This window comes from Ruegeria sp. YKSF070 (assembly GCF_059612725.1).
Genome location: NZ_JBXWRD010000068.1, coordinates 1 through 19585 on the forward strand (window position 1 = coordinate 1; position 19585 = coordinate 19585).

Consider the following 19585-nt stretch of genomic DNA (forward strand, 5'->3'; position numbering starts at 1 on the left):
CCCACAGCACCGCCTCGCCCCGGTTGCCATCATGCCCGAACCAGAGCGCCTCGCGGATCTCGGGCATGTGGTCGGTGACCAGTTGTCGATTGCCACCAAACCCGTTGCAGGCCAGGATCAGCCGGTCGCAGGAGATACTTTCGCCGGTGCCATCGGGGCCAAAGACCGTGACACCGCGCACCCGGCCGTCTTCCATATGCAGGATGCGCGCCCGACGGGAACAGACGATGTCGATCCCCTGCGCCTCGCAGGCCTGGCGCAGCGCGTCGATCAGCTCTTCGCCCGAGCGGCCGGGCAGGCCGTGCATCCGGCGGCGGCTGTGGCCGGGATAGTCGAAATCGGTGACAACCGAAAACGGCAACCCATGGCGCTCGGCCAGCCAATCGATGACCGGCGCGGCCCCTGCGGCCAAGGTATCGACCAGATCGGGGTCGTTCTGCCCCTTGGCCTTGGACTGGATATCCTGCGCAAACAGCGCGGCATTGTCTTTGATCCCCGCCGCGCGCTGCATGGTGGTGCCGGGCGCCGGGATCAGGCCCGCCGATAGCGCGGTCGAGCCGCGCGGCAGGGCATCGGCCTCGACCACCAGCACCTCTTGCCCCGCTTCGCGCGCCGCAAGCGCGGCCACCAGCCCACAGGCCCCGGCGCCGATGATCAGCGTCTGGGAAGCGATGTCGAAGCGCGCGGGCGGCGGCGCGATATGCGGGTCACTGTCCGGGGTCATAGCGTTTGCCGCGGTCCAGCATTTCGCCGGTTCCGATCACCTCGTTCAGACCGGCAAAGTCATACATCCGGTCCCTGAAAGGCGCTGTGCTGCCATGTGCGCGCAGGCTGGTGTAATAGTCGCGCGCGGTATGGGCGAGCGCCCGCACGATGCCGCCGGGAAAGATCACGATGCGGAAGCCCAGCGCCTGCAATGCCTCGGCCGAGCGGATCGGCGTCGCCCCTCCTTCGACCATATTCGCCAGCAGGGGCACGCGACCGGTGAACCTGTCCGCGATACCGGCGAGCTCTGCCTCGGTCTGTGGCGCCTCGACGAACAACATGTCAGCCCCGGCGGCAAGATAGGTCTCTGCCCGCTCCAGCGCCGCGTCGAAGCCTTCGACCGCAATCGCATCGGTGCGGGCGATGATCAGCGTCCGGTCCGAGCGGCGGGCGTCGGCCATGGCGGCGATCTTGCCCGCCATCTCGGCGGCAGGGATCAGTGCCTTGTCCTTCAGGTGGCCGCAGCGCTTGGGATAGGTCTGGTCCTCGACCTGCAAGGCTGCCGCGCCTGCCCGTTCATAGAGCCGCATGGTGCGCTGGGCGTTCAGTGCGTTGCCAAACCCGGTGTCGGCGTCGATGATCACCGGCAGTCGGGTGCGGTCGGCGATAAGCGTCATGGTCTCGGCCATTTCGGTGACCGAGGTCAGGCCGATGTCGGGCCGCCCAAGCCGGGTATAGGCCACCGCCGCGCCGCTCAGATACAGCGCCTCGAACCCCGCCTGTTCGGCGATCAGCGCGGTCAGCCCGTCATAGATGCCGGGCGCCAGTACGATGCCATCCCCGGCCAGCCTTGCCTTGAGTGTCATGGCGCTCCCTCCAGCCAGCCCAGCGCCTCGGCGCAGGTCATCTGATGCGTGACGGTGCCCAGCGAAAGCAGGGTGGCGTCATGCACCTCGTCCCTGAAGGCGGCGCAGCCATCGCTCAGCATCACGGTGTCGATATCGCGCAGATGTGCATCGCGCAGGGTCGAGGCGACGCCGCCATTGGTGACGATGCCGCCGACGATCAGCTGGCGGATATTCATTGCGCGAAGGATGTATTCCAGCCGGGTTTGGTAAAAGGCGGAATAGGCCACTTTCTCGACGGTGAAATCGGCAGGATGCAGCTTATCGACCAATTGGTGCCCGAAAGTGCCGGGCGCGAAATCGCCGCGCGTCAGAAAGGGGCGCAACGCCTTGAGATGCGGTGAGATCAACGGCTCGCCCCCAGGGCCGGGCACCAGCGTGAACTGGGCCGAGATGTAAAGCCCGCCCTTCGCCCGCAGCGCCGCGACCAGCGGAGCGATGCGGTCGGGCAGCGCGGCGATGGCGGCGGCTCCCTGTCCGGCCCGGCCATATGCGCCCTCGGGATGTAGAAAGTCGTTTTGCAGGTCGATGGTCAGCAGCGCGGTCTGCGCCAGGGTCCAGGTTTTCGGGTCACTCATGCGCCTGCCTCCGGTCCGGTTTCGATGATGACATTGCCCAGAGGGTCGACCCGCCCCACAAGGCCCGGTTCGATCAGCACGGTGGTGTCCGGCTGTTCCAGGATCGCGGGGCCGGCGATCACGGTTCCGACCGGCAGCGACAGCCGGTCGTAGATCGCGGTTTCATGCCAATCGGTGCCGAAATGCACCTTGCGGCTGGACTTCGGCCGTGCCGGGTCGGTCACCGTGGGGGCCAGCGTGGCCAGATCGAACTTGGGCCGTTTGCCGGTCACAGCGCTGCGCAGGTTCAGGATGCGCCGCACCCCGCCGGGCAGAAGCCGCCCGAAAGTGTCACGATAGACGCTGTCAAAGGCAGCGGCGATCTGGGCTTGCGTCGGCGGGTGCACCTTGCCCGCACTCACCTGCACGGGGATCGGCACAGAAACGGTATGGGTCTGGCCGATATAGGCCATGTCGAGCGCGAATGTCGCCTCGCGCGCTTCGAACCGGGTGCCGGCGGCCTTTAGCATTGCCATGCCACGGTCATGGTGATCCTGCATCACCGTGCCCAGCATATCGGTATCCAGCCCGTCGAGCATCGCGTTGAGGGTCTGCACGAAATCCTGTCGCATGTCGGCGATCACACAACCGAGCGCCGAGGTCACTCCCGGATAGCGCGGCACGATGGCGCGCGCGATCCCGACCTCGGCCAGCATCGCGCCGGCATGCAGCGCGCCGCCGCCGCCAAAGGGCATGAATGCGAATTTCTTGGGGTCGAAACCGCGCTCGATGCTGACCAGCCGCAGGGCGCCCGCCATGCGCGAGTTGGCCACCCGCAGGATCGCCTCGGCTGCCGCCAGCGTGTCGAGGCCCAGCGGTTGGCCGACATGGATGTCGATGGCGCGTGCCGCCGCCTCGACATCCAGCCGCGCAAGCTTGCCGCCGATTGGGTTCTCGGGGTCGATCCGGCCCAGCACCACATTGGCGTCAGTGACGGTGGGGCGGTCGTTGCCCAGCCCATAGGCCACTGGCCCCGGGTCCGACCCCGCGCTTTCCGGGCCGATGTTCAACAGGCCCCCTTTGTCCACCCAGGCGATAGAGCCGCCGCCCGCGCCGATGGTGGTGATCTCGATCATCGGGGTCCGCACCACCATGCCAAAGTCGATCGAGGTCTGCGGCGCCAGCATCGAGCGCCCCTCGGCGATCAGCGAGACATCGAAACTGGTGCCACCCATGTCACCGGTGATCACATTGTCGAACCCGGCCGAGCGGGCGATATAGCCCGCCGCGATCACCCCCGCCGCAGGGCCCGACAGCGCCGTGCGGATCGGAAAGCGGCAGGCGGTGTCGACGTCCATGACCCCGCCATTGGACTGAACGATCATGAACTCGCCGCCAAACCCGCCCGTGTCGAGCGCGGCCCCCAGCCGGCCCAGATAGCCCGAGACCTCGGGTTGCAGATAGGCGTTGAGCGCGGTGGTCGAGAACCGTTCGTATTCGCGGATCTCGGGCAGGATTTCCGAGGAGGCCGAGACATGTTCGTTGGGCCAGATCTCGCGCAGGGCGGCCACGGCGGCGGCCTCGTTGGCGGGGTTGGCATAGGCGTTGGCAAAGAGGATAGCGACAGCGATACAGCCCTGATCCTGCAATTGCCGCGCAGCATTGCGCACTGCCTCCAGGTCGACCGGTGTGCGGATGGTGCCATCGGCAAGTGTCCGTTCCGGCACCTCCAGCCGGTCGCGCCGGTCCACCACCGGCTCGAAATCGCCGCGCAGGCCCCAGGTTCGGGGCCGGTCGCGGCGGCGCATTTCCAGCACGTCGCGCAGGCCTTGGGTGCAGATCACGCCCGTCCGCGCGCCCTTGCGCTCCAAGAGCGCATTGGTGCCCGCCGTGGTGCCATGCACCACCACGCCCACACTGCCGATATCGGCGACCGCCTCGGTGATGCCCTGAAGGAAGCCCGTGGACTGGTCGGGGCGCGAGGTCGGCACCTTGCCGACGCGGGCGGTGCCGTCGCTTTCATCCAGCACAAAGATATCCGTGAAAGTGCCGCCGACATCGACGCCGATCATCTTGCCGCTCATCGCATGCCCTCACGCCAGGTTGGACCATAGAGGCGGTCGGCCTCGGCCGCGCTCAGATAATCGCGCGCCACGTCCAGCGCCACGGCGGCCGGGTCACGTTCGGCGGGCGGGCCATAGCCGCCGCCGCCGGGCGTTTCCAGCCGCACCGCCTCGCCCTGTTTCAGGCGGATGCCGCGCATCTTGGAAACCAGCGGCGGGTGTGGCCAGTCGGCGCCCTGCTGGTAAGAGAACACGTTCAGCGCCCCTTCCTCGCCACCGGCCACGCCCTTGGGCGCAAAGCGCCCGCGCTCGCCGAACAGGAAGCCCTCGGCGCCGTTTTCCTCGAGCACCTCGATTTCATAGACCGCGCCCAAGCCGCCGCGATGCCGCCCCGCGCCTGCGCTGTCGCGCCTCAGCGCCCATTGCCGGAACATCACTGGATACGCGGCTTCGAGGATTTCCAGCGGCGGGATTGTCGCGGTGGAAATCGGCGCGTTGCCATGGTTCAGCCCGTCGCCCTCGGGTGATCCGCCATGACCGCCGCCGTAAAAGCTGAACATCACCCAGGGCTTGCCATTGCTGCGCCGCCCGGCGATGGAAAGCGCGTTGATCGTGCCATAGGCATTGGCCACCACCCGGTCCGGCACCGCTTGCGCAAAGGCACAGAACACGACGTCGATCATCCGCAGGATGGTCTCGGTATAGCCGCCGGTGGGCGCGGGAAATTCCGCCGACAGGATCGAGCCCTCGGGAACCGTGACCTCGATGGGCCGCATCACGCCCGCGTTGGCGGGCAGCAGCGGGAAGATGTGCTTGATGGCTACATAGACCGTGGCGATCGTGGTGGGCAGCGCGATATTGACCGGGCCCGCGCATTTCGGGGCCGAACCGGTGAAATCGAGATGCATCCGGTCGCCCCTGATCTCCAGCGCCACCCGGATCGGCAGCGGTGTGTCGTCGATCCCGTCGTTGTCGAGAAAATCCTCGGCCTCCCAACGCCCGTCCGGAATGGTTGCCAGCTCCGAACGCATCAGCCGCTCGGCCCGGATGCCCAGCGCGTCGAGCGCCGCATCGACCGTGCCTGCGCCATATTCGTCCAGGAGTTCATCCATCCGACGCACGCCCAGATCCAGCGCGCCCAGCTGGCCGTTCAGATCACCCTGCGCCGATTGCGGCAGGCGGGTGTTGCGCAGCAGGATGTCGATGATGTCCGGGTTGACCACACCCGCGCGCGCCAGACGCACGGGCGGCAGCACAAACGCCTCCTGAAACACTTCGGTGGCTGCCGGGTTGTAATTGCCCGGCACAGCGCCGCCCACATCGTGCCAATGCCCGACCGAGGCCAGCCAGCAGAACAGTTTCCCCTCCCGGAAATACGGGCGCACAAGTCGCATGTCGCTCAGATGCGTGCCGCCGATATGGGCGTCGTTGAAGATGAAGATATCGCCATCTGCCAGATCGCCATCCGCGGCGACCTTCTCGATCACCGCCTTTACGGCAAAGGACATGACACCGACAAAGATCGGCAGGCCCGATTTGCCCTGTACCAGCGTGTCGCCGGTTTCGGCATGGTAAAGCCCGTGGCTGGCATCATGCGCCTCGGCGATGATCGGGTTGAAGGCGGCGCGGAACAGGGTCGCGTCCATCTCGTCGGCGATCTGTTCCATGCGCCCGGCTAGAACCGACAGGGTGATCGGGTCGATCTCGCTCATGCCCGCCCCCGCATTTCGCCCATGTCGTTCCACACGTCCTGCCGGGTGATCCTGCCCGCTACCAGTTCGAACCGGTCGATGAAGCGGATGCCGGAAAAGGCGGTGCCATCGAGCCATTCGCCCGACAGCGTGCCACGGCAGTAGACGACCGAAGTATCGCCCGCACCGGGCATGGCGTCGAACCCATCATAGGTCTTGGTCACAAAGCTGTAGCGGGGACGCGCCCAGTCGATCAGCTCAGCAAGGTCGGTCATCGGGCCGGTGCCGGGGAAATACATGGTGAACCCGTCGCCCTGCATCGCGCGGGCAGCGTCCAGATCGCGCGCCTCCATCGCGGCCAGATAGACGCGCACCACCTCGGCCGGGTCGGGCAGGGCGGGGGCGGGGGTTTTCGTGTCGCGGCCGCGGAAATAAGCATCGGGCGCCATTTCGTGGATCATCACCGTGACCCCGTCCAGCGGCGCCGGCAGCACGAAGCGCACCGCATCCGTCAGAGCATGGCCCAGGCGGCGCTTGTCCTCTTCGCCATACCCTTTGATCAGGTGCAGTTCGACCACCGGCATCACATCCCTCCCCCGGATGAAAGCTGTATCATTGATAATACATTTAACCGGGATATAGTCAGAGGCAATTCTTTCCTTTCGAACGGGTCGAAAATGACAGAGCCGGGGATGCAGATAGGGGGCGGGGCGCAGATGCCCGCAGGCGCCAAATCGCGCCGCGTCTACCTGTCCTTGCTGGAACAGATTTCCGCCGGGCGGCTGGAGCCGAGCCGGAAACTGCCGGGCGAGGAACAGCTGGCCGAGGATTACGGCGTCTCTCGCGTGACCGTGCGCCGGGCGCTGGATGCGCTGACGGAAAACGGGTTCCTGTCGCGGCGCGCGGGCAGCGGCACCCGGGTGCGGTCGCGCCCCGCTGCGCCACAGCCGGTGACGATGGATTTCTCGACCCTGTTGCCGCAACTGGTGGAAATCGGGCGCAGCACCGAGGTGCGGCTGTTGTCGAGCCGCATGGATCAGGCCCCCGAGCATGTGGCGCGCGCGCTGGGCCTGGCGCCGGGCGAAGCGGTGCAGATCGCACAGCGAACCCGCAGCATCGGGGGAACGGCCTTTTCGCATCTGACCACCTATGTGCCGTCGCGCATCGCGGCGGGTATCTCGGACGAGGACCTCTCGTGCGAGCCGCTGCATGTGCTGCTGGAACGCAACGGCGTGCAGATCGCCGATGCGCGGCAGTCGGTTTCGGCCACCCTTGCGGGCCCCGAGGTGGCCTTGGCGCTGGGCTTGCCCGAAGGCGCGGCTTTGCTGTCGCTGGACCGGGTAGTGCGCGACGCCGAGGGGCGCGGGGTCGAGTTTCTGACCGGGCTTTACCGGCCCGACATGTTCCGCCTCGACATGAGCCTGGCGCGGGTTGATCATGGCGAGGGCCGCCATTGGGAACCGGCCATCACCCCATTGAAGGATACGCCCCGATGAGCGCGCCGCTGACCTTGCTGGACAGGCTCTGGTCGACACATGAGGTGCTGCGCCGCGAGGATGGCAGTTCGCTCCTTTGGGTCGACCGGCACCTTGTGCACGAGGGATCGCACCATGCCTTTGCGCGGCTGGCCGAGCGGGGCCTGCCGGTGGCCGAACCCGGCCTGACATTTGCGGTGGTGGATCACTATGCGCCCACGCGCCGGGCGGGGCCGATCGCCGATCCGGCAATCGCCCGCATGATCGAGACCCTGCGCGGCAATGCCGCTAGGCATGGCATCCGGCTCTTTGACCTCGATGATCCCGATCAGGGGATCGTGCATGTGGTCGGGCCTGAACAGGGATTAACGCTGCCCGGCCTGCTGATCACCTGCGGCGACAGCCATACCTCGACGCACGGAGCCTTTGGCGCGCTGGCCTTCGGCATCGGCGCGACCGAGGTGGCCCATGTGCTGGCGACCCAGACCATCTGGCAGCGCAAGCCGCAGGCGATGCGGATCACCGTTGACGGCGCTTTGCCCGTGGGTGTGTCGGCCAAGGATATCGCGCTCAACTGGATCGCGCGGCTCGGCGCCGACGGGGCACAGGGCCATGCGGTGGAATATGCGGGCAGCGCAATCCGTAGCCTGTCGATGGAGGGACGGATGACCCTGTGCAACCTGACCATCGAAGGGGGCGGGCGCATGGGGATGGTGGCCCCGGACGAGGTGAGTTTTGCCTATCTGCGCAACAGGCCGCAGGCGCCCCGGGGCGGGGACTGGCACAAGGCGCTAGACAACTGGCAGGCCCTGGCCAGCGACGCCGATGCGATGTTCTACCGTGATGTCGCCCTGTCGGCCGCGGAAATCGCGCCCATCGTGACCTGGGGCACCAGCCCCGAACAGGCCCTGCCCATTGATGCGTCCGTACCCATCCCCGACACATTGCCGCCCGCCAAGGCGCAGGCCGCCCGCGCGGCCCTTGATTACATGGGGCTGGTGCCGGGCCGCCCGCTGGCGGGCACGCCGGTGGATCAGGTGTTCATCGGCTCCTGCACCAATGGCCGGATCGAGGATCTGCGCGCCGCCGCCGCGGTTCTGGCCGGGCGCAAGGCGCGCGTGCCGGGGCTGGTCTCGCCCGGGTCCGCCCGAGTCAAGGCGCAGGCCGAAGAGGAGGGGCTGGACCGTGTCTTCACCGAGGCGGGGCTGGATTGGGTCGCGTCGGGCTGTTCTATGTGTGTGGGCATGAACGGTGATCTTGTCGCGGCGGGCAAGCGATGCGCCTCTTCCACCAACCGCAACTTTCGCGGCCGTCAGGGCAAGGGCGCACGCACGCATCTGATGTCACCGGCCATGGTGGCGGCCGCAGCAGTCACTGGCACGCTATGCGATGTACGGCCAATGTTGCAGGGGAGGCCAGTCTGATGGCGGGGTGGAGCGAACAGCGGGGCAAGGCGGTGCTGCTGCCAATGGCCAATATCGACACCGATCAGCTGATCCCGGCGCGGTTCATGTCGACACCGCGCGCCGAAGGCTATGGCCGGTTCCTGCTGCACGATGTGCGGCGCACTTCCGAAGGCGAGATGGACCCGGAGTTTCCGCTCAATGCCCATCCGGACGCGTGCATCCTTGTCACAGGACGCAACTTCGGCAGCGGGTCCTCGCGTGAGGCGGCGGTTTATGCGCTTGTGGATGCCGGGATACGCGTCGTTGTGGCGCCCAGTTTCGGCGACATCTTCGCAGGAAATGCGGTCAATAATGGCCTGCTTCCTGCCTGCGTGACAGAGGCGGATGCGGACCTGTTGACCAAGGCCCTGTCCTCGGGCGTGGGGAGCGGTGTCGCCGATCTGGCCTCGCGATTGCTGCGTATCCGGGGGGTGTCGGTTCCGTTCCAGTTGGATGATGTGTGGCGAACCAAGCTGCTGAACGGATGGGACGATATCGACCTCACCCGTCAACACGCCGCCGAAATCGCGGCCTATCGTGCTCGCCTCTGGTCTGAACCGGGGCGTTTCCCCTCGGACGAGTCGCCCTGACACTCGGTGCCGACATTTGAACAGGACCCGACCAGCGCCGCGGCATCGTCTGGCTTAGCGGGCGCGGGCAACGATAAATGACGCCGGCATTGGTGCGCGCCATTTGTCGCCGTTGCCGAAGCGAGCGCGAACTTTTTCGGCGACTGCCGCCTTGATCGCCGCATTATTCGCAGCGGGTTGCTGTGACAGCAAATAGCCGCCACGTGGCGCACCATTCTGGAAAATTTCAGCGAGCGTTCCTGGAGTGTCGAGTATCCAGTAACAGTCGACCTGTTGCTGCGTTTCCACGTCGAACCCTGCGTCCGACAAGATCGACTCTGCCATTTCCGCGTTGGCAAACTGATGGAAATTCGGGCTGTCCGGCATCTTGACAGAAGGATGACCGTGCTCTTGCACGCTGCTGTAGAATACCTGGAAAACGGGTGAGACATCCGGACCACACCAGGACGTCATTAGAAACTGGCCCTCGGGTTTCAGAACGCGGCGAATTTCCAGAAGTGCTTTGGGTTGATCCGGAATATGCATCAAACCAAAACTGCAAACGACAGTATCAAAACTGCCGCCCTCGAACGGCAAATCCTGGGCGTCGGCCTCGACAAAGTCTCCGCTCGGAAATCGCTCATGTGCGTGGGCGAGCATCTTTGCGGAAAAATCCGCCCCGGTCACAGAGTGCCCGGCGTTGGCAAGGGCTTGGGTGACATTGCCTTGCCCACAGCAGAGGTCGAGAACCCGGCCGGAGGAGCCAATGCCGGACAGGATGGAAGGAATGACCATGTCGCTCGCGGCCGAGAACATCGTGACATAGCCTGATGCGATGGCATCGTCAGACCAGCCTTTCGTTTCCAGTTCGGCGAAACCCTCGTATGACGTCACTTTACACCCAGCTCCTAAACCGCTTTCCGAAAACTTAACACGAGAAGGCGATTTTTGCGACGGAAGTTGCGAGAGGGGGAAGCTTGGAACGGGAAACTCTGGTACCGGCCTGGCTTGCGGCCAGATGGCGCACAGGCGGCAAATGCCTTGAGGTCATCATGTCGGAACCGGCTCGCCTGCTGAATACGCCGTGCAAAAGCGGTCAAAATGGCGTCCTTGGCTGGCCGGGAGCATCAGGTGACTTGGAACAGGCCTTGGCGTGCGGTGTATCGCCGCCATTTATGCCGACACCTGTCCGCACACCTTGCTGAACCGCCCAATGCCGCCCTAGATTGGACGCGGGCGCACGAGTGTCGCTACACGGGGGAATGGCCCGGGAAATGCCGAAAGGTGCGGTCTTGACCGAGAACACGTTTACCATTCGAAATCTCAAGAAGATTTACGGCCACGGAGATACCGCCGTGCATGCCCTGCGTGGTGTCGATCTGGATATTCCGGCGGGAGAGTTCGTGGTCTTGCTCGGGGCGTCGGGTAGCGGAAAATCGACACTCCTCAACATCATAGGCGGGCTCGACCGCGCCAGCGAAGGTACAGCATTGTTTCGAGATAGTGAGCTGACCACAATGTCGGACAGCGAGCTGACGCGATATCGGCGTGACCACGTGGGCTTTGTCTTTCAGTTCTACAACCTGATGCCCAGCCTGACCGCGCGCGAGAATGTCGAACTGGTGACCGAGATCGCCCGCAACCCGATGGACGCCGATACCGCGCTGGCGCTGGTGGGGCTGGCCGAGCGGGCCGACCATTTTCCCGCCCAGCTCTCGGGCGGCGAACAGCAGCGGGTCGCGATTGCCCGCGCGGTGGCCAAACAGCCCGAGGTGCTGTTCTGCGATGAACCCACCGGCGCGCTGGACAGTACCACGGGCCGGGCGGTGCTAAAGGTTCTGAAAGAGGTGAACGAGCGGCTGGGCGCCACCGTCCTGGTGGTCACCCATGCGGCCTCGCAGGCGGCGATGGCCGACCGGGTGATCCGGTTCGGCGACGGGCAGGTGATCGAGGTCAAGGTGAACGAGACCAAGCTGATCCCGGAGCAGATCGAATGGTAGGGGGGCTATGTCAGCGCTGAGCCGCAAACTCGGCCGCGATCTTTGGCGGATCAAGGGGCAGGCCGTCGCCATCGCCCTGGTGGTGGCGGTGGGTGTGCTGCTTCAGGTGATGCAAACAGGCCTAGTGCGCAGTCTCGACGAGACCCGGCGGGCCTATTACGAGCGCTACCGGCTGGCCGAGATCTTCGCCCCGGTCACCCGCGCGCCTGTCCATACGGCGGCGGAGTTGCGCAAGATCGACGGTGTCGCGGCGGTCGAAACCCGGGTTGCAGGTGCCGCGTTGGTCGACCTGCCTGGCGCGGCGGTGCCGGTGCGGGCACAGGTCGCCTCGCTGCCCGCTCAGGGCGCCCCCCGGCTGAACGATGTGCTGGTCACAGACGGGCGCGGCTTGTCGCGCGACCGGCCCGACGAAATTCTTCTTTTACAAGGGTTTGCCGAAGCGCATGGACTGCGGCCTGGTGACCTTATCAGCGCCACGATGAACGGGGCGCGGCACGACTTCACGATCTCGGGCCTCGCCGTCTCGCCCGAGTTCATCTATACTACCGCGCCCGGCGAACTGGTGCCCGATGACCGTCGCTTTGCCGTGCTGTGGATGACCCGAACCGCGCTGGAGGCGGCGTTCGACATGGATGGCGCCTATAACGAGGCGCTGCTGTCGCTGTCACGTGGGACCGAGCCCGACGCGGTGATGGCCGAGGTGAACCGGCTGCTTGATCGTTATGGCGGCACCGGCGCCTATCATCTCGACGATCTGCCCTCGAACAAATTCGTGGTCGAGGAGATTTCGGGCATCAAGCGCACCTCGAAAACGGTACCGCCGGTCTTCATGGCGGTGGCCGCCTTTCTTCTCTACATCGTGATCTCGCGCCTGGTCGATGCCGAGCGCAAGGAGATCGGGCTGATGAAAGCCTTTGGCTATACGAGTTGGGAGGTCGGGGCGCATTACCTCAAGATGGTGCTGGTGATCGCAGTTGGCGGCGCGGTGCTAGGCGGGGTGCTGGGCGTACTGGCAGGGCGGTGGATGGTTGATATCTACATGCTCTACTACAAGTTTCCCTTTCTGCTGTTCCGGCTCGATCCATCCAGTTTCGCCATCGGATTTGCCGTCAGTGTGCTGGCGGCCTCGGCGGGCGGGCTGCTGGTGCTGCGAAGGGTCTTTGCGCTGACGCCAGCGGTGGCGATGCGCGCCGCCGCGCCCGCCGACTACAGCCGCGCCCGCCCGCTGGGTGGCTGGTTGGGCCGGGTGCTGGATCAGCCCACGCGCATGGTGTTTCGCCGATTGACGCGCCAGCCGCTGCGCATGGGGGGTGCGATCGCCGGAGTGGGCGCGGCAACCGCGCTGGGGGCGGCGATGGCCTCGTTGTTGGCCGCCTATGACGCCATGGTCGAGACGAGCTTTGGCGTCATAGACCGCAGCGATGTCACCGTGACCTTCACCCATCCCATCGCCGAGCAGAGCCGGTATGACCTTGCTTCCATTCCTGGCGTCATCGAGGTCGAGCCGATCCGGATTGTCAGCGCGGTGTTGCGCAACGGGCGCCACAGCTATCGCGGCGCGGTCAACGGTATGACCGAGATGCCGCGCCTCTACCGTGCCGTCGATGCTGCCATGGCCGATATCCCGATCCGCCGCGACGGCATCATCCTGTCCACCGGGCTGGCCCGCGAGTTGGACATCCAGGCGGGTGACCGACTAATCCTCGACGTGCGCGAGGGCCGACGCCCCATCGTCGAGGTGCCGGTCAGCGGTGTCTCGGAAAGCCTGATCGGCTCACCCGCTTATATGGAGATCGGCGCGCTGAACCGGCTTCTGAAAGAGCCGCTGCGCATCTCGGGGGCCTTTCTGCGGGTCGATCCGATGCAGGGCGACACCATCTATCGCACCCTCAAGGACCGACCCATGGTGGCGGGGGTGGCGCTGAAATCCGAGAGCCGCGCCGCCTTGCGCGAAATGATGGACCAGGGTGCCGGTGCCATGCGTTATGTCATGGCGGTGATCGCCGGGGTGATTACATTCGGTGTCATCTACAACGCCGCGCGGGTGGCCCAGGCAGAGCGCGCGCGCGATCTGGCCGGGTTGCGGGTGCTGGGCTTTACCCGCGGCGAGGTCGCCTTTGTCCTGTTGGGAGAACTGGCGGTGGTGGTGCTGCTGGCACTCCCCTTAGGGGCACTTGGCGGCTACTGGCTGAATCTTGCGATCTCGGCAGGGTTCAGCACCGACCTCTATCAGATCCCGGCCAGTTTCGGATTGGCAGGTTTCGGCCAGGCGATGATCGTGGTGCTGATCGCGGCACTGCTGTCGGGTTGGCTGGTGAAACGTGATATCGACAGGACCGACCTGATCCTGGCGCTGAAAAACAGAGAGTGACGAACGTGGCCCGGCAAAAGAGACGATCCCGAAGCCTTCTGACCCTTGCAACTGCGCTTGGCGTGGCTGGGTTCCTGGTGTTTGCCTTCTGGCCGCGCCCGATGCTAGTGGATATGGCCGAAGTCCGGCAGGGCCGCATGGTGGTCACCATCGACGAAGAGGGGCGCACCCGCGTCAAGGAACCCTATGTGGTCTCTTCGCCCGTGTCCGGAGAATTGCAGCGCGTCACAGTCGAGCCGGGCGAGGTGGTCGAGCGTGGCAAGACCGTGGTGGCGCAGATGCGGCCCGCCAACCCCTCGGCGCTGGATGTGCGCACCCGCGAACAGGCCCATGCCGCCGTCACCGCTGCCGAGGCTGCGCTGCGCCTGGCACATGCCGATCTGAACGCGGCCGAGGCCAAGAAGGACTTTGCCGAGAGTGAGTTGGAACGCGCCCGCAAGTTGGTCGAGCGCGGCGTGACCAGCCAGGTCACATTGCAACGCGCTGAGCAGGAGGCGCGGGTGGCGCGGGCCAACCTGGACACGGTGGGTGCCGCCATCGCCATGCGCGAAGCGGAACTGGCCAATGCGCGCGCACAGCTGATCGGTTTTGACGACGCGGCGCTGGGCGCGGCCTTGGCCGAACGCAACCCGGATGGCTACAGCATCCCGCTGCGCGCGCCGATCGATGGCACGATCCTCAAGGTCATTCAGAAAAGCGAGACAACCCTGCCGGCGGGAGAGCCGATCCTCGAGATCGGCGATATCGAAGGCGATCTGGAGGTTATGGCCGAATTGCTCTCCTCTGACGCGGTGCAGGTGAAAACCGGCGACCCGGTGATCATCACCAATTGGGGCGGTGCCCGCGATCTGTCCGGCACCGTCATCCGGATCGACCCCTATGGCTATACCAAACACTCCGCTCTCGGGGTTGAGGAACAGCGCGTACAGGTCACCATCCAGTTCGAGACCCCCAGTGACGAGCGCGAGAACCTGGGCCATGGCTATCGGGTCGAGGTGCGGATCGTGGTCTGGGAGCGCGCGGATGCGCTGATCGTGCCCTCGGCGGCGATCTTCCGCCACGGCGACGCTTGGGCGGTGTTTGCGGTCGAAGAGGGGCGCGCGGTGCTGCGCGAGATCGAGGCCGGGCGCAACAATGGGCGCGAGGCCGAGGTCCTGTCGGGGCTAAAGCCCGGCGCGCGGGTTGTGCTGTTTCCGTCGGCGGAGCTGGTCGACGGAATGAAACTGGCGCAGCGCCAGCTGGATTGAGTGGCGCGCGGGATGGTCCCCGCGCGCCTTATGCCTCAGCTGCCTGCGGCAGTGGCGCGGCGCCACTTGGCCGGGCCGCTCTGGTGGATCGAATTGCCCTTTGTATCGACCGCGACGGTCACCGGCATGTCCTCGACCTTGAGCTCATAGATGGCTTCCATCCCTAGGTCCTGGAATGCCACCGGCTTGGCCGCCTTGATCGCCTTGGAGACCAGATAGGCCGCGCCCCCCACGGCAATCAGATAGGCCGCCTTGTGCTTGGCAATGGCCTCGATGGCGACCGGGCCGCGCTCGGCCTTGCCGACCATCACCTTGAGCCCGGTATCGCCCAGGATACGGTCGGTGAACTTGTCCATCCGGGTCGAGGTGGTCGGGCCCGCCGGGCCGATCACCTCGTCGCCCACCGCATCGACGGGACCGACGTAGTAGATCGCCTTGCCCTTCAGATCGACGGGCAGAGGTTCGCCCTTGTCGAGCATGTCGACCATCCGCTTATGCGCGGCGTCACGCCCGGTATAAAGCGTGCCCGAGAGCAGCAGCGTCTGTCCCGGTTCCAGCGCCGCCAGCGCGCTGTCGTTCAGATCGTCGAGGTTGAGCCGCGTCGCCTGCGCCCCCGCCGCATCCAGCAGGATGTCGGGATAAAGGTCCATCGAGGGCGGGGTGAATTCCGCGGCCCCCGAACCGTCGAGGGTGAAATGCACATGCCTTGTGGCGGCGCAGTTGGGGATCAGGCCGACGGGCAGCGAGGCCGCATGGGTCGGGAAGCTCTTGATCTTGACGTCAAGCACGGTGGTCACGCCGCCCAGGCCCTGTGCGCCGATCCCCAGCGCGTTGACGCGGTCATAGATTTCCAACCGCAGTTCCTCGGTCTTGTCCGAGGGGCCACGGCGGATCAGATCGGCCATGTCGAGCGGTTCGCTCAGCGCCTGTTTGGCCAGCGCCATCGCCTTGTCGGCATTGCCGCCCACACCGATGCCCAGCACGCCCGGCGGGCACCAGCCCGCGCCCAGCGTCTCGACCGTCTGCACCACCCAGTCGGCCACATTGCCCGAGGGGTTGAGCGTGGTGAATTTCGACTTGTTCTCGGATCCGCCGCCCTTGGCCGCGACCTCGACCTCGATCGTGTCGCCAGCGACCATCTCGACCGTCAGCATGCAGGGTGTGTTGTCGCCCGAGTTCTTGCGGGCGCCGAACGGGTCGACCACCACGCTGGCGCGCAGCGGGTTGGTGTCGCGCTGATAGCCCTGGCGGGTCCCCTCGTCGCAGATTTCTTGCAGCGAGCGGCTGAAATCGGTCTTGGCCTGCACCCCGACCTTGACGTGGATATTGGCGGCGCCGGTATCCTGACAGATCGGGCGGCGGCCCATGGCGCACATGCGCGAGTTGACCAGGATCTGCGCCATCGCGGCCTTGGCGCCGGGGTTTTCCTCGCGCTCCCAGGCGCTGGTCATGGCCCCGATGAAATCTGCCGGGTGGTAATACGAGATATATTGCAGCGCCTCGGCGATGCTTTCGATCATGTCGCTTTCGCGGATCACGCCCATGTCGGTCCTCCTGGGTGCGGCGGGCCGCGCCGGGGCGCGCGGGTTGCCGGGTTGCCTGATCTATGCGGGCGGCCGTGCAAAGCGGCCGGTTTCTGCGGGGTTTAGCGCGATTCCGGGGGGTGCTTCCATAGGGATATGCCCGGTGCGGCCTCGCGCCCCAATCGGGGCTTGTCTGTTCCGGGGCGCTGGCGCAGCCTGCGAGACAGAGAGACAGGGGAGAAACCGATAGATGCAGCAGCGTAGCGTGACAGCAGGCGTGCTCGAGGTCACCTATCTGGAGACCGGACCCGCCGATGGCTGGCCCTCTATCCTGAGCCACGGCTTTCCCTATGACGTGCAGACCTATACCGAGGCCGCACCGCTGCTGGCGGCGGCGGGCGCGCGGGTGATCCTGCCTTGGCTGCGCGGCTATGGCCCGACCAGGTTCCTTTCGCCCGACACGCCCCGCTCGGGCGAGCAGGCCGCGCTGGCCGCCGATCTTATGGCGCTGATGGATGCGCTGGGGATCGGACGCGCGGTGCTGGGGGGCTATGACTGGGGCGGGCGTGCCTCGTGCATTGTCGCGGCGCTCTGGCCCGACCGGGTCGAGGCGCTGGTGAGCGGCAATTCCTACAACATCCAGAACATTCCCCGCTCGGGCGAGCCCGAGGCGCCCGAGGTCGAGGCAAGTTTTTGGTACCAATACTACTTTCATTCCGAGCGCGGACGGCGCGGGCTGGAACGGGACCGGCGTGCGCTGGCCCGAACGCTGTGGCGCATGTGGTCGCCCACATGGGCGTTTGATGCCGCAGAGTTCGAGCGCACGGCGGCCTCGTTTGACAACCCCGATTTTGTCGAGGTGGTGATCCATTCCTATCGCCACCGCTTCGGTCTGGTGCCGGGCGACCCGGCCTATGCCGATATCGAGACGCAGCTGGTGGCCCAGCCCAGGATCAGCGTGCCGACGGTGGCAATCGACGGCAACCGCGACGGGGTGAACGTCGGAACCGCAGGGCATGCGACACAGTTCACCGGCCCGTTCGATTATCGGGTTTTCGAGGGTGCGGGCCACAATCTGCCACAGGAGCGGCCCCGAGACTGGGCACAAGCGGTGCTGGATGCGCGGGCAATGGCGCGCGCCTAACCTTTGCGCGGCATCCGGCGATAGGTGAACTCTGCCGCGTCCCCCTCGGCCAGCGCGGTCTCGAGCAGCGCGGTGACCTTGTGGTGATCGGGTGAGCGGGAGCAGACAGGATCGGTCGCCGCCGCGTCGCCGGCCAGCGCCAGCGCCTGGCAGCGGCAGCCGCCAAAGTCGATCCCGACCCGCTCGCAGCTGCGGCAGGTCTCGGGCAAGTGGTCGGTGCCGCGATAGGCGTTGAAGGCGGCGCCGTCATACCAGATCTCGCGCAGGGTTTTATCGGGGAAGCGGTCAAAGTCGAGATGCGGGATGGTCTCGGCCGCATGACAGGGCAGCACAGTGCCATCGGGCGCGATGTTCAAACCTGCCGAACCCCAACCGCCCATGCAGGCCTTTGGATAATCGGCGTAATAGTCGGGCGGCACGAAATCGAAGGCGAGCGTGCCGCGCAGCCGCGCCTCGGCCTCGGCCACGATCCGCTTGGCAGCCTCGGTCTGGGCGCGGCTGGGCAGCAGCGCGGCCCGGTTGCGGGTGGCCCAGCCGTGGAACTGCACGCAGGCCACTTCGAGCCGACGCGCGCCCAGCTCGATGGCCAACTCGATGGTGCGCTCCAGATCATCGAGATTGTGGCGATGCATCACCGCGTTCAGGGTCAGCGGGATGCCGCGCGCCTTGATCTCGGCGGCCACCGCCATCTTGCGGGCAAATCCCCCCTTGTAGCCGCCGAGGCGATCGGCCAGTTCGGCGGAGGTGCCCTGCAGGGACAGCTGGATATGGTCAAGCCCCACGGCCTCGAGCGCGTCGAGCCGCGCGGGGGTCAGCCCGATGCCACTGGTGATCAGGTTGGTATAGAGCCCTGCCTCATGGGCCGCGCGGGTCAGATCGACCAGGTCGGGACGCGAGGCGGGTTCGCCGCCAGAGAGATGTAGCTGCAATACACCCAGTTCGGCAGCCTCACCAAAGGCGCGTGCCCAGGTTTCAGTGTTCAGCTCGTTCTCCTTGCCGTGGAGCGCGAGCGGGTTCGAGCAATAGGGGCAGGCCAGCGGGCAACGATGGGTCAGCTCGGCCAGCATGGCGATGGGGGCGGGAACCGTCATCTCGGGCGCCTCGCCGCCGGAATTCGGCACGAATTCCGGCCCGGAAAACCAACGGTTTTCCGGATCGTTTTCCGTGCCGGAAAACGCCCCCCCGTCATGGTGCCACCATCAGGAAAAGACGGGCGCGCAGGCCTTGCAGAAAGGCCTGCACGTCCTGCTCGATCTCGGCCCGGGGCGCGTCATAGGCGGCCGCCAGTTGGTCCACCAGCGCCGCCAGGCTTGTCTGGCCGTCCACTCGTGACAGGATCGCTTCGCCCACCGCATCCAGCGCCACCGCCTTTTCCGGCGCCAGCAACACAACGCCGCCGCGCACCCGGTCCGTCACCAGCCGCACGCCGCGCGGCAGATAGGGGCGGTCGTTGGGGGCCAGCGCCAGCGTCATGCCATGCCCTCGCCAGGGCGCCAGGCGCCGGGGGGCACATGGCCGTCCACATAGGCGCCCCAGAGCGCGTCGAGCTGCGCCCAGAGCACGTCCGTCTTGAAGATCAGCGCCGCGCAGGCCAAGTCCGCCTTCTCGGGCGTATCCGCATGGTCCAGCACCCAGCCCAGCCCATAAGCGACGTCGCGCGGTGCCTCGCTCAGGCGTTTGCGGAAATAGCTCAGGCTGCTCTCATCGGCGAAATCATAGTGCCTGAGCAGCCCCTCGATGCGGTTCTCGTGGATTTTTGGCGCGAACAGCTCTGTCAGGGACGAGGCCACCGCCTGCAACAGCGGCTGTTCGCGTACATAGTGGATATAGGCCTCGACCGCGAAGCGGGTGGCGGGCAGGATACCGCGCCCCGAGGCCACGTAATCGGGG

At 66.1% G+C, this 19585-nt stretch carries 18 protein-coding genes; 7 read left to right on the top strand and 11 right to left on the bottom strand.

Features of this window, described 5'->3' with window-relative positions; all coding sequences use genetic code 11:
- The 6 genes from AC2FL1_RS21350 to AC2FL1_RS21375 form a co-directional block, all read right to left on the bottom strand.
- Positions 1-724 (bottom strand): FAD-dependent oxidoreductase (locus AC2FL1_RS21350; RefSeq protein ID WP_496878243.1); only part of this gene is annotated, 724 nt, incomplete at its 3' end.
- Positions 708-1571 (bottom strand): isocitrate lyase/PEP mutase family protein, encoded by an 864-nt coding sequence (locus AC2FL1_RS21355; RefSeq protein WP_496878244.1) that lies wholly within the window; start codon positions 1569-1571, stop codon positions 708-710. The genes AC2FL1_RS21350 and AC2FL1_RS21355, both read right to left, overlap by 17 nt.
- Positions 1568-2188, bottom strand: a complete 621-nt coding sequence (locus AC2FL1_RS21360; protein ID WP_496878245.1) for a cysteine hydrolase family protein — start codon at positions 2186-2188, stop codon at positions 1568-1570. The genes AC2FL1_RS21355 and AC2FL1_RS21360 overlap by 4 nt, the downstream gene beginning before the upstream one ends.
- Entirely contained in the window at positions 2185-4251 is a 2067-nt protein-coding gene (locus AC2FL1_RS21365) for a hydantoinase/oxoprolinase family protein (RefSeq protein WP_496878246.1), read from the bottom strand. The genes AC2FL1_RS21360 and AC2FL1_RS21365 overlap by 4 nt, the downstream gene beginning before the upstream one ends.
- Positions 4248-5942, bottom strand: coding sequence for a hydantoinase B/oxoprolinase family protein (locus AC2FL1_RS21370; protein ID WP_496878247.1), 1695 nt, complete (start codon positions 5940-5942; stop codon positions 4248-4250). The genes AC2FL1_RS21365 and AC2FL1_RS21370 overlap by 4 nt, the downstream gene beginning before the upstream one ends.
- On the bottom strand, positions 5939-6505 hold the full coding sequence (locus AC2FL1_RS21375) for a tautomerase family protein (RefSeq protein WP_496878248.1): 567 nt from the start codon (positions 6503-6505) through the stop codon (positions 5939-5941). Before AC2FL1_RS21375 ends, AC2FL1_RS21370 begins: the two co-directional genes overlap by 4 nt.
- A 132-nt stretch (positions 6506-6637) precedes the next feature.
- Here AC2FL1_RS21375 and AC2FL1_RS21380 point away from each other — a divergent pair, with 132 nt between their 5' ends.
- From AC2FL1_RS21380 to leuD, 3 genes are read left to right on the top strand one after another with little or no spacing between them, the layout of a single operon-like run.
- Positions 6638-7417, top strand: coding sequence for a GntR family transcriptional regulator (locus AC2FL1_RS21380; RefSeq protein ID WP_496878249.1), 780 nt, complete (start codon positions 6638-6640; stop codon positions 7415-7417).
- The gene (gene leuC / locus AC2FL1_RS21385) at positions 7414-8820 is read left to right on the top strand and encodes a 3-isopropylmalate dehydratase large subunit (protein ID WP_496878250.1); all 1407 of its coding nucleotides are present in this window, start codon (positions 7414-7416) and stop codon (positions 8818-8820) included. The genes AC2FL1_RS21380 and leuC overlap by 4 nt, the downstream gene beginning before the upstream one ends.
- Entirely contained in the window at positions 8820-9431 is a 612-nt protein-coding gene (leuD, locus tag AC2FL1_RS21390) for a 3-isopropylmalate dehydratase small subunit (RefSeq protein WP_496878251.1), read from the top strand. Before leuC ends, leuD begins: the two co-directional genes overlap by 1 nt.
- A 54-nt stretch (positions 9432-9485) precedes the next feature.
- Here the strand turns inward: leuD and AC2FL1_RS21395 are convergent, their stop codons facing one another.
- Positions 9486-10304 (bottom strand): class I SAM-dependent methyltransferase, encoded by an 819-nt coding sequence (locus AC2FL1_RS21395; protein ID WP_496878252.1) that lies wholly within the window; start codon positions 10302-10304, stop codon positions 9486-9488.
- A 368-nt stretch (positions 10305-10672) separates the two neighbouring features.
- Between AC2FL1_RS21395 and AC2FL1_RS21400 the strand changes: the two genes are divergently transcribed.
- From AC2FL1_RS21400 to AC2FL1_RS21410, 3 genes are all read left to right on the top strand, one after another.
- Positions 10673-11410, top strand: a complete 738-nt coding sequence (locus AC2FL1_RS21400; protein WP_496878253.1) for an ABC transporter ATP-binding protein — start codon at positions 10673-10675, stop codon at positions 11408-11410.
- 7 nt (positions 11411-11417) lie between these two features.
- Positions 11418-13781 (top strand): ABC transporter permease, encoded by a 2364-nt coding sequence (locus AC2FL1_RS21405; RefSeq protein WP_496878254.1) that lies wholly within the window; start codon positions 11418-11420, stop codon positions 13779-13781.
- Positions 13782-13843: 62 nt separating this feature from the next.
- Positions 13844-15028, top strand: coding sequence for an efflux RND transporter periplasmic adaptor subunit (locus AC2FL1_RS21410; protein WP_496830480.1), 1185 nt, complete (start codon positions 13844-13846; stop codon positions 15026-15028).
- 35 nt (positions 15029-15063) lie between these two features.
- Here the strand turns inward: AC2FL1_RS21410 and AC2FL1_RS21415 are convergent, their stop codons facing one another.
- Positions 15064-16572, bottom strand: coding sequence for a fumarate hydratase (locus tag AC2FL1_RS21415; protein WP_496830479.1), 1509 nt, complete (start codon positions 16570-16572; stop codon positions 15064-15066).
- 229 nt (positions 16573-16801) lie between these two features.
- Here AC2FL1_RS21415 and AC2FL1_RS21420 point away from each other — a divergent pair, with 229 nt between their 5' ends.
- The gene (locus AC2FL1_RS21420) at positions 16802-17695 is read left to right on the top strand and encodes an alpha/beta fold hydrolase (RefSeq protein WP_496878255.1); all 894 of its coding nucleotides are present in this window, start codon (positions 16802-16804) and stop codon (positions 17693-17695) included.
- On the opposite strand, the gene pqqE is transcribed toward AC2FL1_RS21420, so the two are convergent.
- From pqqE to AC2FL1_RS21435, 3 genes are all read right to left on the bottom strand, one after another.
- On the bottom strand, positions 17692-18786 hold the full coding sequence (gene pqqE, locus AC2FL1_RS21425) for a pyrroloquinoline quinone biosynthesis protein PqqE (protein ID WP_496878256.1): 1095 nt from the start codon (positions 18784-18786) through the stop codon (positions 17692-17694). The genes AC2FL1_RS21420 and pqqE overlap by 4 nt on opposite strands.
- Before the next feature lie 94 nt (positions 18787-18880).
- The gene (gene pqqD / locus AC2FL1_RS21430; protein WP_496830474.1) at positions 18881-19168 is read right to left on the bottom strand and encodes a pyrroloquinoline quinone biosynthesis peptide chaperone PqqD; all 288 of its coding nucleotides are present in this window, start codon (positions 19166-19168) and stop codon (positions 18881-18883) included.
- Positions 19165-19585 (bottom strand): thiaminase II/PqqC family protein (locus AC2FL1_RS21435; RefSeq protein WP_496878257.1); only part of this gene is annotated, 421 nt, incomplete at its 5' end. The genes pqqD and AC2FL1_RS21435, both read right to left, overlap by 4 nt.

What these genes read in the sequence shown, in the direction of transcription:
- AC2FL1_RS21355 (WP_496878244.1), bottom strand. Translation starts at nt 1,571, where the DNA reads ATGACACTCAAGGCAAGGCTGGCCGGGGATGGCATCGTACTGGCGCCC.
- AC2FL1_RS21360 (WP_496878245.1), bottom strand. Translation starts at nt 2,188, where the DNA reads ATGAGTGACCCGAAAACCTGGACCCTGGCGCAGACCGCGCTGCTGACC.
- AC2FL1_RS21365 (WP_496878246.1), bottom strand. Translation starts at nt 4,251, where the DNA reads ATGAGCGGCAAGATGATCGGCGTCGATGTCGGCGGCACTTTCACGGAT.
- AC2FL1_RS21370 (WP_496878247.1), bottom strand. Translation starts at nt 5,942, where the DNA reads ATGAGCGAGATCGACCCGATCACCCTGTCGGTTCTAGCCGGGCGCATG.
- AC2FL1_RS21375 (WP_496878248.1), bottom strand. Translation starts at nt 6,505, where the DNA reads ATGCCGGTGGTCGAACTGCACCTGATCAAAGGGTATGGCGAAGAGGAC.
- AC2FL1_RS21380 (WP_496878249.1), top strand. Translation starts at nt 6,638, where the DNA reads ATGCCCGCAGGCGCCAAATCGCGCCGCGTCTACCTGTCCTTGCTGGAA.
- leuC (WP_496878250.1), top strand. Translation starts at nt 7,414, where the DNA reads ATGAGCGCGCCGCTGACCTTGCTGGACAGGCTCTGGTCGACACATGAG.
- leuD (WP_496878251.1), top strand. Translation starts at nt 8,820, where the DNA reads ATGGCGGGGTGGAGCGAACAGCGGGGCAAGGCGGTGCTGCTGCCAATG.
- AC2FL1_RS21400 (WP_496878253.1), top strand. Translation starts at nt 10,673, where the DNA reads ATGGCCCGGGAAATGCCGAAAGGTGCGGTCTTGACCGAGAACACGTTT.
- AC2FL1_RS21405 (WP_496878254.1), top strand. Translation starts at nt 11,418, where the DNA reads ATGTCAGCGCTGAGCCGCAAACTCGGCCGCGATCTTTGGCGGATCAAG.
- AC2FL1_RS21415 (WP_496830479.1), bottom strand. Translation starts at nt 16,572, where the DNA reads ATGGGCGTGATCCGCGAAAGCGACATGATCGAAAGCATCGCCGAGGCG.
- AC2FL1_RS21420 (WP_496878255.1), top strand. Translation starts at nt 16,802, where the DNA reads ATGCAGCAGCGTAGCGTGACAGCAGGCGTGCTCGAGGTCACCTATCTG.
- pqqE (WP_496878256.1), bottom strand. Translation starts at nt 18,786, where the DNA reads ATGACGGTTCCCGCCCCCATCGCCATGCTGGCCGAGCTGACCCATCGT.
- pqqD (WP_496830474.1), bottom strand. Translation starts at nt 19,168, where the DNA reads ATGACGCTGGCGCTGGCCCCCAACGACCGCCCCTATCTGCCGCGCGGC.